This is a genomic window from Microbacterium flavum, assembly GCF_018717645.1.
In the GTDB taxonomy this organism is placed as follows: Bacteria; Actinomycetota; Actinomycetes; order Actinomycetales; family Microbacteriaceae; genus Microbacterium; species Microbacterium flavum.
On record NZ_JAFLHG010000006.1, the window covers coordinates 18,544 to 29,332 of the forward strand.

Consider the following 10,789-nt stretch of genomic DNA (forward strand, 5'->3'; position numbering starts at 1 on the left):
CATCGCCGTTGCCGCGTCGAGTCACGTCCGCGCCCTCCGGCAGCACAGCATGCCGAGGCCAGGGGTGCCCAGCTGATCGTGCCCGACCGTTTCGGTTGCCGGGGGCCGAGATCGCCCGCCCGCCCGCAACGGGGCGCGGTGACCTCGCCGTGGTCAGGTGGTCGCGGGAGGGAGGACGCGTCGGCGGCGGGCGACGGTGACGGCCGCGGCGACCGTGAGCGCCGCCGAGACGGCGAGGAGCACGGCACCGAGGAGGATCTGCCCCGGTGGCGGGGCGGCGGCGGTGACGGGCTGGTAGAGGTTGCGCTGCTGGCTCTGCGGGCCGGTGAGCTGCTGATCGACGGGCACCCACACTTCGAGGGTGCGTTCGCCGGTGGCGAACTGGGCGTACACGAACCACAGCCCCGGTGACGGCAGTGCCAGTTCCCCGGTGAAGGTACCGGGAGGCGGGGTGCCGGGTTGTGCGCGCAGCGGCGCGGTGAGGTCCTCTCCGGTGCGGCGGGCGACCAGACGGGACGGGGTGAGGTCGGTGTCGTCGGTGAGGCGGATGCCGGTGATGGTGACGGTCATCTGTGCGGTGCCGTAGGCGGTGCCCTGGCCGGGGTCGTGCGCCTGCGCGGGTGGGGGCGGGGCGAGGGCGACCAGCAGAAGGGTGAGGGCCGCGGCCGCGCCGCCGGATCGGAGGCGAGTCCCCGGCCGCACGGTGAGGGCGATCATGCTGACGATGATCACCGTGGTGGTGCCGACGGCGGACCAGGCGACGGGGGTGGGTGGGACGCTGCTGATCCCGGTCCCGGAGGCCAGCAGTTGCAGGGTGGTCACGGCGAGGGCGGCCACCGGCCACCGCCACCGGGGGACGGGCAGGGCCAGCAGGAAGAGCCCGGCCACCGCGACCGGCAGGTCGGGGGCGAGCCACCCAGAGGTGGTGAGCAGCACCCACAGCACCACCCGGAACACCAGGTACACGGCGACGACGAGGACAAGGCGGGTGCGGCCGGGGACCAGGGTGGTGATCACCCATGCCGCGCCGAGCGTGGTCGCCAGCAGCAGCGGCAGGTACAGGGTCTCGGTGAACTGGGGCACGTCGGTGTCGTATTCCATCACGATGATCAGCGCCGCCCCCAGCACGCCTGCGGCCAGGGCGATCCGCGGCGGGGCGGGCACGTGCCGGTCGGTGCCGGTGAGCAGGCCGATCAGCACGCACAGGGTGCCGATCACCGACAGCAGGTGCGGGGGCGACCAGAGCACCGCGTCACGCCCGAACGCGGTGTGCCAGAACGCGTCGGCGGGCGCGGCCGCCGCGGTCGCGACCGCCGCAGCGACCGCGAGGGCGAACCCGGGAGTGCGGAACACGGCGGCCACGGATCGTGTCGCGGCCAGCCGCCGCCACCCCCAGCCGGCGATCACGACCCCGACGGTGAGGATCGACGCATACAGCAGCAGGTGCGGAGGGATGAAGGTGCTGTCCCGGCCGAGGGTGGTGTGCCAGGAGTCGTCCCAATACGCCGACCCAACCCCGGCGGCCGCGGCCGCCGCGGCGACCCAGACGCCCCCTGCCCCCAGCGCCGGGGAACCGCGGGCCGGGTCCGGCTCGGACGGGATGGGGGCGCGGTCACGGCTGCCGTGTGGTCGCATGGTCTGTCCTTTCTGTGATGCGGCAGGGAGCCGGTCCGGCCCTGGCGGCTAACGCCATGGCCCCGCTCCCGGCGGCAGCGGGGTGTTAGAGGTGTGTTAGAGGGGGAGCACGGTGGCTCCGATGAGGTTCTGGATGCTGGAGGTGAGGAGTGTCCAGGCTCCGCTGATCATCGCGATGCCGGTGGCGATCATGAGGACCCCGCCGGTGATGTTGATGGTGCGGATGTGGCGGCGCAGGAACGTGATGCTTCCGGTGGCCCAGTTCAGGCCGGCGGCGGCGGCGATGAAGGGCAACCCCAGGCCCAGGCAGTAGGTGACGGCGAGGAGGGCGCCGCGGGCGGGGTTGCCGGTGGTGAGGCTGAGGGCGGAGATCGCGGCGAGGGTGGGGCCCAGGCACGGGGTCCAGCCGAGCCCGAACGCGATGCCGAGCAGGGGAGCTCCGGCCAGCCCGCTGGGTGGGTGGATGGCGGGTTTCGCGGTGCGTTGGAAGAGCCGGAACACGCCGAGGAACACGAGCCCCATCAGCAGGACCACGATCCCGAGGATGCGGGTGAGGAGATCTTGCCAGCGGATGAGCCAGGCCCCCAGGGCGCCGAACGCGGCCCCGTAGCCGATGAACAGGACGGAGAAGCCGAGGGTGAACAGTCCGGTCCCGGCCAGCGCCCGCCACCGGGAGACCCCCGCGGTGGTGGTGGTGCCGGTGAGGTAGCCGAGGTAGCCGGGCACGAGGGGGAGCACGCAGGGGGAGGCGAAGGACACCAGCCCGGCGAGGAGGGCTAGGGGGAGGGCGGCCCAGATGCTGCCGGCGGTGATGATCTCCCCCATCAGGGGCTCGTCTCGGCGAGGACGGTGTCGATGAGGGCGGCGAGGGTGGTGCGGGTAGGCAGTTGCCCGATGATGCGGGCGGCCATCCGGCCGGTGCGGTCCAGGACGATTGTGGTGGGCACGGCGCCGGGGGCGGCTTTCCCGGCGAACGCGGCTTGCACCGTGCCGGTGGTGGCGTCCAGGATCGACGGGTAGGTGATGCCGAACTGGTTCTCGAACGCGGCGGCGGTGTCGGCGCTGTCGCGCACGTTGACGCCGATGAACACGACACCGTCGGGCTGGTAGGTCTGGGCGAGGGCTTCCAGGTCGGGCGCTTCGGCACGGCAGGGCGGGCAGGCGGCGTACCAGAAGTTCACCACGACGACCGAGCCCGCCCACGCGGTGGAATCCGCCTGCTCCCCGGTGTCGGTGGTGCCGGTGAAGGCGACCGGGTCGTCGCGCCGGTCGGCGGGGATCTCCCGCACGGTCTCGTCCGCGGACAGATACCCCGGGGACGGGGAGGAAGACAACAGGCCGGGCGTCTGGGCGATGCACCCGGCCAGGAGCAGGGCGAGCACGCCGAGCACGGCGACCGCGGCGGCGGTGACGGCGCGGCGGGGTGGGCGTGTCAGGGCGGTGGGGGTGCGCATGCGGGGATCACTCCGGTCGGTCAGGTGTTCGTGCTCTTGCTGGTGGGGCGGCGGCGGCCGGCGAGGATCGCGCCGGTGATCAGCAGCAGCGCCCCGGTCGGGTACCCGGCGACCAGGTCGAGCCAGCCGGGGGGCTGGCCGGGGCCGAACACTTCCAGGTGCGCGAGCCAGTGGATGATCGCGACGATCGCGCCGGCGGCCATCAGGGCCTGGCCGACCCGGACGAGCAGTCGGTGTCGCCGCCAGGCGCGTTGCGGGTCCTCAGCCGGGGCGGGTCGGGGGGTGGTGCGGGTCATGAGCGGGGTCCTTTCGCAGGGGGCGGGTCACAGTCCGGAGTAGGAGTGCAGGCCGGTGAAGAAGACGTTGACGACGCCGAAGTTGAACAGCACGGCGGCGAAGCCGACGATGCACAGCCAGGCGGCGCGGGTGCCGGCCCAGCCGCGGGTGGCGGTGGCGTGCAGGTATCCGGCGTAAAGCACCCAGATGATGAACGTCCACACCTCTTTCACGTCCCACCCCCAGAACCTGCCCCAGGCGCGGCCGGCCCAGATCGCCCCGGCGATCAGGGTGAAGGTCCACAGGATGAACCCGACGATCGTCAGCCGGTATGCGAGCCGGTCCAGATCCTCCGGCCCGGGCAGACTGTCACGCAGCCGGGTGAGCCGGGAGGGGCGACCCCGGCGGCGGGTGGTGAGCAGGTAGGTGAGGGAGACGAGGAACGCGAGCCCGAAGAACGCGGTCGCCAGCAGCGCGACCAGCACGTGGATGACCAGCCACCCGGATTGCAGGGCGGGCATCAGGGGGACGACGGGGACGTAGAAGCTGACCGTCGCGACGCCGAGCAGCAGCACGGTCAGCCCGAGCACGGCGCTGCCCAGGTACGCCAACCGCACCCGCAGCGACACGGCCAGGAAAGTGGCGATGATCAGCGCGGTGCCGGTGAGGGAGAACTCGAACATGTTCGCCCACGGCACCCGGTCCGCGGCGACCCCGCGCAGCACCACCCCGGCAAGATGGAACACCCAGCCCAGCACGGTCAACGCGAACCCGACCCGCGCCGCCTTCCCCGCACCCCGTCCGCCACCCGGGACAGCGGCGGCGGGTGTGGTGTCGGGGGCGGGGGTGGGGGGTGTGCCTGCCAGGTTCGGGTCGGTGGTGCGGGTGGCGCCGGCGGTGACCGGCACCCGGGCGGTGACCGGGACGGCAGGGGTGCTGGCGCGGCGGGCGAGGTGAAGGGTGTAGGCGACGAACGCGGCGGCGTAGATCGCGATCGCGGAGTACACCAGCAGCAGGGACAGGGCGTCAAGGAACGGGGTCATCAGAGCCTCCTCGAGGGGGTGTGGGGGTCGGGGTGAGGCGGGTGGCGAGGGTGTCGACGGTGGGTTGCAGGCGGGGGTCGTCGCCGCGGGCGAGCCCGGCGACCTCCAGCACCGTGCCGCCGCGGCGGCCGGTGGTTGTGCGGACCCAGAGGCGGCGGCGGGGCACGAACAGGGACAGGGCCAGCCCGGCCATCGCGGCGACCGCGGCGATCAGGGTGGGGGTCTGGGTGGGGTCGGCGGCGATCTCCAGCGACGCGAACCGGGGGATCGGGCCGAGCTCGATCGTGCCCAGCCCGTCCGGCAGCGGAACCGGGGTGCCGGGGACCAGCTGCAGGGCGGGGGTGGGGGTGCCGCGCCCGGCGATCTGGGTGAGGGTGCTGGTATCCAGTGCGTACACCGACACCGGGACCCCGGTGTTCAGGCCCAGGTCGCCGACGTACACGTTGAAGGTGACGACCGGGTCCAGCAGGTCCGGGTAGCTGGACGCGAACGCCCCAGAGGCGGTGGTCGCGCGGGTGGGGTACAGCATCCCGACCAGGCCGACCTGCTCGGCCAGCCCGTCGGGAACCTTCACGATCCCCAGGCTGGTCAAATTCGCGTCCTGCGGCAGGAACGGGACCGTGTCACGGAACACGATCTTCCCGGCCGGGTTTCGGACGGTGAGGGTGGGGGCGTACCCGTTGCCGAGCAGATAGATGTCGGTGCCAGCCACCGACAGCGGCTCGTTGACCCGGATGCTGGAGGCCTGCCGGGTGCCGCCAGTGGTGGTCGTGACCTGCGCGTCGAACGTCTTCGGCATGCCGAGCGCGTTGACGTTGTCCAGGACGTAGTCGACGCGGAACCGGTCCAGGGTGAGGGAGAACGTCGGGATCTGCGTGTCAGTGATGAACCGGCCGGCGGTGAACGAGTCGTACGCGATCCGGGTGGACGCGAACGTCTGCCCCTCCACCAGCACCCGCTGCCCGGTGAACCGGAACCCGCCGCCGACGCCGACCACGACCAGCACCGCCAGCAGCGCCACGTGGAACAGCAGGTTCCCGGTCTCCCGCAGGTAGCCGCGCTCGGCTGCGACCGAGTCCCGTCCGTCGTCGCCGCGGACCCGGCGGGTGCGGTACCGCTGCCGGCGCAGCGCCTTCTCGGCCGCGTCCAAGACCGCACCGGGGGGCGTGTCGGGGAGGACGCGGCGGGTGTGGGCGGGCAGGCGGGACAGGTTGCGGGGGGTGGCCGGGGGCGGGGCGAGCAGCGCGGTCAGGTGGTGGCGGATGCGGGGGATGACGCAGCCGATCAGCGACGCGAACAGCAGCAGGTAGATCGCGGAGAACCACACCGACCCGAACACGTCGTGCAGCTGCAGCAGGTCCACCGCCCACATCCAGCCCGGGTTGGTCTTGTCGAACTGAATCACCCCGTTCGGGTCGGAGGAGCGTTGCGGGATCAACGACCCGGGGATCGCGGCCACCGCGAGCAGCAGCAACAACACCAGGGCGGTGCGCATGCTGGTCAGCTGCCGCCACGCCCACCGCGCCCACCCCGACACGCTCAGGCGCGGATTCGTGGGCTCGTCCACCGGCCGGTCGACGTGATCGGCGGGCAGCTGCGGGGCCTGCTCACTGCGGATCGACACGCGCATCCCCCCTCCCCTGGACGGGTGCGCGGCGGCGGGCGCGCCAGGAGGCGTGGGCGAGCAGCCCGACCCCCAATGCCGCGGCCACCAGGGCGGTGAGCACGTTCGCTTTCAGCCCGCCGGCGAGCAGCTCGGTGGGATCCAGCCGGATGGACTCCAGCGCCGCCCGCCCTGCCCCGTACCACAGCAGGTACACGCCCAGACTCCGCCCGGCGCCCAACGTAATCCGGCCGTGCCGGCGGCGGTGATGCTCGAGCAGCACGATCACGGCGGCACCGGCCAGGTTCCACAGCAGCTCGTACAGGAACAGCGGATGAAACAGGGTCCCCGCCGGGGTCCCCGGCGGGATCGCGGGAGCTGAGGGGTCGATCTGCAGCCCCCACGGCAAGGTGGTGGGTGGGCCGAACAGTTCCTGGTTGAAGTAGTTCCCCAGCCGCCCCACCGCCTGGGCGACCAGCATCCCCGGGGCGAGCGCGTCCAGGAACAGCAGCACCGGGATCCCGGCGCGACGGGTGGTGATCACGATCCCTACCAGCCCGCCCAGGATCGCGCCGAAGATCGCGATCCCGCCCTCCCAGATGTAGAGCACCCGCCACAGGTCCGCGCCAGGGAAGAAGTAGTCGCCCGGATGGGTGAGCACATGGTAGATCCGGGCGCCGAGGATCCCGAACGGCACCGCCCACATCGCCACATCCACCACGGCCCCGGCCGGATGCCCGACCGCCCGCAACCGACGGCCGGTGATCAGCACCGCCAGCACGATCCCGGCCAGGATCGCCAGCGCGTAGAACCGAATCTGGAACGGCCCGACCTGTACGAAGCTGATCCCCGGGCTCGGGATCAGCGCCGGAGCCACAATGAGGAGTGCGTCCATCAGGGCCTCACCCTCGCCGGGAGCCACGCCAGCGGGTCCACCGCTTCGCCTCCGGTGCGGATCTCGAAGTGCAGGTGTGCGCCGAAGCTGCGTCCACTGTCCCCGACCCGGCCGACCAGTTGCCCCACCCGCACGGTCTGTCCCGGGGTCAGGGCGAGGGACCCTTCCCGCATGTGCGCGTACGCGCTTTCCACGACCTGCCCGTCGATCTCGTGCCGGATCACCACGTACACCCCGTACGCGCCGCCCTGCTCCGTCGCGGTGGTGACCACCCCGTCGGCGATCGCCTGGATCGGGGTGCCGATCCCGGGGGTCATGTCCAGTCCGGCATGGAAATTTGAGCAGGACGGGCATGGCGGGGTGCGGTACCCGAACGTGCTGCTGATCGGCACTCCCTCGGTGAACGGCCACTGCACCGCCGATGCCGGGTCGTTGGTGAACGTGTCCGCGGTGTGCGCGTACGACTCGGTCCCGACGGGGGCGGTCACCGCCACCGTGTAGTCCCCGCGCACCATCACCGTCCCGGTGACGGTGTCGGGGGTGGTGAACGACTGGGCGCGCACCGGGGTGCGGGTCGCCTCGACGGCGAACACCGGCTCCGGCGTCAACGGGATCAGCAACGGCAGTCCGGCGATCGACGCGACCGGGAGCATCACCGCGCCGGCGAGCATCCGGGATCGGGTGAGCGTGCGGCGCGGCGCGTGTCGAGGTGTCCGGGCGGCACGGGTGGGCCGACGGCGTCGATCGCGTCGCGTCTGGACGGGTGGGGAAGACAGGGCGGCTCTCGCCGCACGGCGCGTCCCGGTACCGGGAGTCGGGGTGGAGGGGGCGGGTTCGGGCATACAAAGACTTTCCTGGATGAGGGGGACGATGAAGGTGCGCACGGTCGCCGTCACACGGTCCAACCGGGAGCCGCGGCCCGGAGTGCACGGCGAGAATCCGGGATCGGATCACCCATGGCGCTGCCGCAGACGGGTCGCGCTCGCCTGCGGGCCGCACATCGTGGACCGTCGGCGACATCACGCGCCAGCGGTGGCTCAGAGGGCGGGCGCGTGCGGCGTGTTGATCAGGTGCGGCTGATCGACAAAACGATCAGGGAGGGCCGCAGAAGGGTCGACCTGGACGTGAACGTGGCCGACCTGCCGGGGAGGGATCGCAGCCATGCCAGCAGCGACATCCACCCGTCCCGGGCCGGGAGCACCAGGATGAGCAGGGTCAGCAACGCGAGCAGACACGTCACGGCAGCGACAGCATGAGACGTCCCGCAGACCGTCTCATCGCACGAGGGCGTCACCACCCCGCTGACCAGGACATCAGCGGCGGCATCGGGGGCCGCAACGACTGCGGAGGCGGACACGACAGTGCCCGCCTGGTCCTCTTCCAGACTCAGCGAGTGCATCGCGAGCAGCCCTGCGATGATCGCGGTCACCGCGGACAGGTAGAACCACAGGGCACGCCGGGACCCGAGTGCCCGCCGTCGCGCCACCACCTGGTTCACCGTCGACGCCCCTTCCTCGATCACGCCCAGCATACCCCGGGCGGGTAGCCATCCCCGAAGCGATCCGCATCCTGGATACCCCGGATGGGTATATGCTGACTGGTAGGGCCCGCTCCCGTGCGTGGTGTTCTGACCGTGTCGCGGGGGCAGGGCACCGCTACCCTGGACGGGAAGGAGGTCGGTCGTGAACGTGATTCGCTCGCACGCGCGTCTGACCCCCGGGGTGCGCCGGTTCCTGCTGGCCGCTCCGATCGCCCTGGCGATCATCACCGGGCTGCTGTCCATGCACGTCCTGACCGGTTCCCACCAGCCCGCCCTGGCATCAGAGACCAGCGCGATGAGCACGCACAGCCAGGTAGGCTCCGCACCAGCCGCCGCCGACGATACGCCGATGACCGCAGCTGCGGCGGAGGGCGCTGGAGGGCATTGCCAGGACGGGTGCGGCAGCCCTGCGGGGATGCCGGATCACTCGATGCTGATGATGGTGTGCGTGCTGGCGCTGCTGGCCGCGGTGATCGTCCTGCTCGCCCCGACGTTCCGTGCCCTTCTCACATACGCCGTAGACCGCTCGCGCTCCCATACCCGGACTCTGCTGGCCGGATTGCCGCATCCCCGCCCGCCTTCACTGCTTGTCCTGTCCATCAGTCGCACCTGATTCCGCCTGAACCCCGGCGACCCTTGCCGGGGATGCTGCACCCTGCCCTCCCGGGCACTGATCAGACCCTCACCGACTGACTAGACAAGGACACCCCTGATGCGTTTTCGTACTCTCACGCTGACCGCCGGCGCGCTGGCCACCGTGCTCGTGCTCGCCGGTTGCGCCCCCACCGACGGCACCATGCCCGGCATGGACCACGGACCCGGGGGGATGACCAGCACCGCCCCCTCCCAGTCCGCCGCCGCGTTCAACGCCGCGGACGAGATGTTCGTGACCATGATGATCCCGCACCACCAGCAGGCCATCGAGATGGCCGATCAGATCCTCGCGAAAGACGGCATCGACGAGCGAGTCGTCTCCCTCGCCGAGCAGATCAAGGCCGCACAGGACCCGGAGATCCAGACCATGAAGGGCTGGCTGGAGGAGTGGGGCGTCCCGTACGACGACTCCATGTCCGGGATGGACGGCATGGACATGGGCGGCGGGATGATGTCGGAGGACGACATGGCCGCTCTGGATGCCGCGACCGGGGTCGAGGCGACCCGCCTGTTCCTGAACGGCATGATCGCTCACCACCAGGGCGCCGTGACGATGGCGCAGTCGGTGCTCACCGACGGGCAGAACACGGACGTGGCCGCCCTCGCGCAGCAGATCATCGACGGGCAGACCGCCGAGATCACCGCGATGCAGGACATCCTCGCCAGCCTCTGACCCGGTACCCCTCGGACGGGACCCGCGCGCCGATGCCGGTCCCGTCCGAGGCCCCACCCTCGACCCCTGTGCGGTCACCGGTATCCGGCGTACCCGCACGGAAAGGCTCTCCGTTCATGATCTCTCCCACCACCCGCAGACTGGCGATCACGGCCACCGTCACCGTCGCGCTGCTGCTCACGGGCTGCAGCACCACCCCTGCGGAGCCCGATGCCCCCGCGAGCACCGCGGCCGGGTTCGGGCATGTGCACGGCATCGTCGACGCCGGTGACGGCACCGTGCTGCTGGGCACCCACACCGGCCTGTACACGCTGGCCGGTGACGGTGCCGTCACCGGCCCGGTCGGTGGCATCGACCTGGACGCGATGGGACTGACCGCTACCGGTGACACCCTCTACGCGTCCGGGCACCCTGGCCCGTCCACCCCGGCGGAGCTCGGCGCCCCCAACCTCGGCATCATCCGCAGCCTCGACGCCGGCGCCTCGTGGGAACCGGTCGCGTTCACCGGGGAAGAGGACTTCCACGTCCTCACCGTCACCGGCGACGGCACCCTGTACGGGATCGGATCCTCCCGCCCGCTGCTGCGCACCAGCAGCGACGGCGGGCAGAGTTGGGCGGACGGTGCCGAGCTGCCCGCCGTCGACCTGGCCGCCGCGACCGACGGCACCCTGTACGCCGCCACCCAGGACGGGCTGCAGCACAGCACCGACGGTGGCGCCACCTTCACCCCGGCGCCGGACGCGCCAGTGCTGTACCTGGTGGAGACCGACCCAACTGGTGGGGTGGTCGGAGTGGACACCGACGGGACGTTGCGACGCCTAGTCGGCACCGGCTGGGAGAACGTCGACACCACCACGGGAACCGTCCAAGCCCTCGGGGTCACCGGGGACGGTGCGATCGTCCTGGTCGATGACCGCGGCGTGGTCTGGATCCGCGACACCACCGCCACCGTTCTCATCCCGGCGGCAACACCATGACCCCCGTCATTCGCACCTGGCGCGACCCGAGCGGCCGCG

General features: G+C 71.7%; 12 protein-coding genes. 3 read left to right on the forward strand and 9 right to left on the reverse strand.

What is annotated here, in order from left to right; genetic code table 11:
* Positions 1 to 153 precede the first annotated feature (153 nt).
* The 9 genes from J0P97_RS07580 to J0P97_RS07620 all read right to left on the reverse strand — a co-directional run bounded on the left by J0P97_RS07580 (position 154) and on the right by J0P97_RS07620 (position 8,428).
* A complete protein-coding gene (locus J0P97_RS07580; protein ID WP_215487170.1) occupies positions 154 to 1,635 on the reverse strand; it encodes a hypothetical protein in 1,482 nt (493 codons plus the stop codon).
* 96 nt (positions 1,636 to 1,731) lie between these two features.
* Complete coding sequence (locus J0P97_RS07585; RefSeq protein ID WP_005049586.1) at positions 1,732 to 2,460, reverse strand: cytochrome c biogenesis CcdA family protein; 729 nt, start codon at positions 2,458 to 2,460, stop codon at positions 1,732 to 1,734.
* Positions 2,460 to 3,089 carry a TlpA family protein disulfide reductase gene (locus tag J0P97_RS07590; RefSeq protein WP_215487171.1) on the reverse strand — a complete coding sequence of 210 codons (630 nt, stop codon included), beginning with the start codon at positions 3,087 to 3,089 and terminating at the stop codon, positions 2,460 to 2,462. The genes J0P97_RS07585 and J0P97_RS07590 overlap by 1 nt, the downstream gene beginning before the upstream one ends.
* 20 nt (positions 3,090 to 3,109) lie before the next feature.
* Positions 3,110 to 3,385 (reverse strand): hypothetical protein, encoded by a 276-nt coding sequence (locus tag J0P97_RS07595; RefSeq protein ID WP_215487172.1) that lies wholly within the window; start codon positions 3,383 to 3,385, stop codon positions 3,110 to 3,112.
* A 27-nt stretch (positions 3,386 to 3,412) separates the two neighbouring features.
* Positions 3,413 to 4,408, reverse strand: a complete 996-nt coding sequence (gene ccsB / locus J0P97_RS07600; RefSeq protein ID WP_215487173.1) for a c-type cytochrome biogenesis protein CcsB — start codon at positions 4,406 to 4,408, stop codon at positions 3,413 to 3,415.
* Positions 4,392 to 6,038 (reverse strand): cytochrome c biogenesis protein ResB, encoded by a 1,647-nt coding sequence (resB, locus tag J0P97_RS07605; protein ID WP_215487174.1) that lies wholly within the window; start codon positions 6,036 to 6,038, stop codon positions 4,392 to 4,394. The genes ccsB and resB overlap by 17 nt, the downstream gene beginning before the upstream one ends.
* Positions 6,016 to 6,906, reverse strand: coding sequence for a prolipoprotein diacylglyceryl transferase (gene lgt, locus J0P97_RS07610; RefSeq protein WP_215487175.1), 891 nt, complete (start codon positions 6,904 to 6,906; stop codon positions 6,016 to 6,018). The genes resB and lgt overlap by 23 nt, the downstream gene beginning before the upstream one ends.
* On the reverse strand, positions 6,906 to 7,577 hold the full coding sequence (locus J0P97_RS07615; protein WP_215487177.1) for a M23 family metallopeptidase: 672 nt from the start codon (positions 7,575 to 7,577) through the stop codon (positions 6,906 to 6,908). Before J0P97_RS07615 ends, lgt begins: the two co-directional genes overlap by 1 nt.
* A 395-nt stretch (positions 7,578 to 7,972) precedes the next feature.
* Entirely contained in the window at positions 7,973 to 8,428 is a 456-nt protein-coding gene (locus J0P97_RS07620; RefSeq protein ID WP_169815886.1) for a DUF6153 family protein, read from the reverse strand.
* A 160-nt stretch (positions 8,429 to 8,588) separates the two neighbouring features.
* On the opposite strand from J0P97_RS07620, the gene J0P97_RS07625 reads away from it, so the two are divergent.
* From J0P97_RS07625 to J0P97_RS07635, 3 genes are all read left to right on the forward strand, one after another.
* Complete coding sequence (locus J0P97_RS07625) at positions 8,589 to 9,059, forward strand: DUF6153 family protein (RefSeq protein WP_045247082.1); 471 nt, start codon at positions 8,589 to 8,591, stop codon at positions 9,057 to 9,059.
* 99 nt (positions 9,060 to 9,158) lie between these two features.
* A complete protein-coding gene (locus J0P97_RS07630) occupies positions 9,159 to 9,773 on the forward strand; it encodes a DUF305 domain-containing protein (protein ID WP_215487178.1) in 615 nt (204 codons plus the stop codon).
* A gap of 116 nt (positions 9,774 to 9,889) precedes the next feature.
* The gene (locus J0P97_RS07635; protein ID WP_215487179.1) at positions 9,890 to 10,750 is read left to right on the forward strand and encodes a F510_1955 family glycosylhydrolase; all 861 of its coding nucleotides are present in this window, start codon (positions 9,890 to 9,892) and stop codon (positions 10,748 to 10,750) included.
* Positions 10,751 to 10,789: the final 39 nt, after the last annotated feature.

Bases quoted from the DNA above. Each gene is read 5' to 3' on its own strand.
- J0P97_RS07580 (WP_215487170.1), bottom strand. From the start codon at position 1,635: ATGCGACCACACGGCAGCCGTGACCGCGCCCCCATCCCGTCCGAGCCG.
- J0P97_RS07585 (WP_005049586.1), bottom strand. From the start codon at position 2,460: ATGGGGGAGATCATCACCGCCGGCAGCATCTGGGCCGCCCTCCCCCTA.
- J0P97_RS07590 (WP_215487171.1), bottom strand. From the start codon at position 3,089: ATGCGCACCCCCACCGCCCTGACACGCCCACCCCGCCGCGCCGTCACC.
- J0P97_RS07595 (WP_215487172.1), bottom strand. From the start codon at position 3,385: ATGACCCGCACCACCCCCCGACCCGCCCCGGCTGAGGACCCGCAACGC.
- ccsB (WP_215487173.1), bottom strand. From the start codon at position 4,408: ATGACCCCGTTCCTTGACGCCCTGTCCCTGCTGCTGGTGTACTCCGCG.
- resB (WP_215487174.1), bottom strand. From the start codon at position 6,038: ATGCGCGTGTCGATCCGCAGTGAGCAGGCCCCGCAGCTGCCCGCCGAT.
- lgt (WP_215487175.1), bottom strand. From the start codon at position 6,906: ATGGACGCACTCCTCATTGTGGCTCCGGCGCTGATCCCGAGCCCGGGG.
- J0P97_RS07615 (WP_215487177.1), bottom strand. From the start codon at position 7,577: ATGCTCGCCGGCGCGGTGATGCTCCCGGTCGCGTCGATCGCCGGACTG.
- J0P97_RS07630 (WP_215487178.1), top strand. From the start codon at position 9,159: ATGCGTTTTCGTACTCTCACGCTGACCGCCGGCGCGCTGGCCACCGTG.
- J0P97_RS07635 (WP_215487179.1), top strand. From the start codon at position 9,890: ATGATCTCTCCCACCACCCGCAGACTGGCGATCACGGCCACCGTCACC.